Origin of the sequence: Sphingomonas sp. FUKUSWIS1, from assembly GCF_000733135.1 — a bacterium.
Taxonomy (GTDB): Bacteria; Pseudomonadota; Alphaproteobacteria; order Sphingomonadales; family Sphingomonadaceae; genus Sphingomonas; species Sphingomonas aerolata.
In genome coordinates, this window is record NZ_JPJC01000266.1 from 1 (window position 1) to 1,392 (window position 1,392).

Genomic DNA, 1,392 nt, shown 5'->3' on the forward strand with positions numbered 1-1,392 from the left:
CAGCCCGATCAGCGTCGTGCCGATGAAGAAGGTCGCGGTCGCCGTTCCCCGCATCCGCGGCAGCACCAGATCCTGCGTTGTCGCCGCGGCGGCACCGAGCGCACAGCTCGCGGTGATCTGCGCGAGGAAGATTCCGGCATAGAAGGGCAGCGGCACCGACGCGGTAAAGGCGAGGCACAGGAACGGCACCGGCACGACCGCGCCGAAGATCACCACCAAAAGCCGCCCGGCAGGGTTGGTCCGCCGCAACCGGTCCGAGACCACTCCGCCCATCGTCAGCCCGAGAAACCCCGCAAGCGCGCCCAGCCCGCCGAGCAGGAACCCAGCGCTCGACGGCGTCGCGCCGAGCACGCGCAGCGCATAGGGCGCCGCCCAGAAGCTCGCCGCATAGCTCAGGAACGCGTTCAGGCCATAGGCGACGACCGTGCACAGGAACGCGGGCGTGCCGATGATCAGCGCGAAGGTCGGCGGATCGCGGCGGCGCAGCGCACAGGCCCAGGAGAACACGGCATAGACGCCGGTCCCGATCGCCACCCATTGCGGCCAGGGCTCGCCCGCTCCAACCAGTCCGACCACCGCCAGCGTGACGATCGCCAGCCCGGCGAGGTTGACGACGAACGCCCTGACCCCGCCCATCGCCGCACCGATCAGCGTCAGCGGCGGCACGATGGTCAGCAACTCGCCGGCGAAGGCGCGAAACGGTGCGGGGTGCGGCGCCGGTTCGGGAAGCCCCTCGACATGCCCGCGGATCGGTTCCCTCAGCGTCGCGATCCAGATCGCGAGCAGCAGACCCGGCACACCGACCGCCATGAACGCCGCCTGCCACCCGACCAGCCCGAACGGCCCGCCCCCCGGATAGGCCCGGTTCCAGCCCTGCACGATCGCCCCGCCGATAAACAGCGAGCAGCCGCCACCGACATAAAGCCCGGCCGAATAGATCGACAACGCAGTCGCACGCAGCCTTTTGGGGAAATAATCGGAAATCAGCGAATAGGCCGACGGGCTGGCGGTCGCCTCGCCGATGCCGACGCCGATCCGCGCCGCCGCGAGATGCCCGCCGGTCCGCGACAGGCCGGACACCGCCGTCATCACCGACCAGAGCGTCAGGCCGATCGTCATCAGCCGGACCCGGTGCCAATTGTCCGCAAGCCGCCCGAGCGGGATCCCGAACAGCGCATAGAAGACCCCGAACGCGGTCCCGTAGAGAAACCCGAGATCCTGATCCTTCAGCCCCAGATCACGCTTTATGTCCTCGGCAAGGATCGAGATGATCTGCCGGTCGACGAAGTTGAGCACATAGACCAGGAACAGGATCGACAGCACATACCAGCCATAGCGGGTCGCCCCCGCCTGCCCGTCCGGCTCGGCAGGCGGCGCCGCTTCTTCGAACTT

At 68.6% G+C, this 1,392-nt stretch carries 1 protein-coding gene; it reads right to left on the reverse strand.

What is annotated here, in order from left to right:
* Positions 1-1,323, reverse strand: a 1,323-nt coding sequence (locus tag sphsw_RS17305; RefSeq protein ID WP_042467700.1) for an MFS transporter, incomplete at its 3' end; no start/stop codon positions are given.
* Positions 1,324-1,392: the final 69 nt, after the last annotated feature.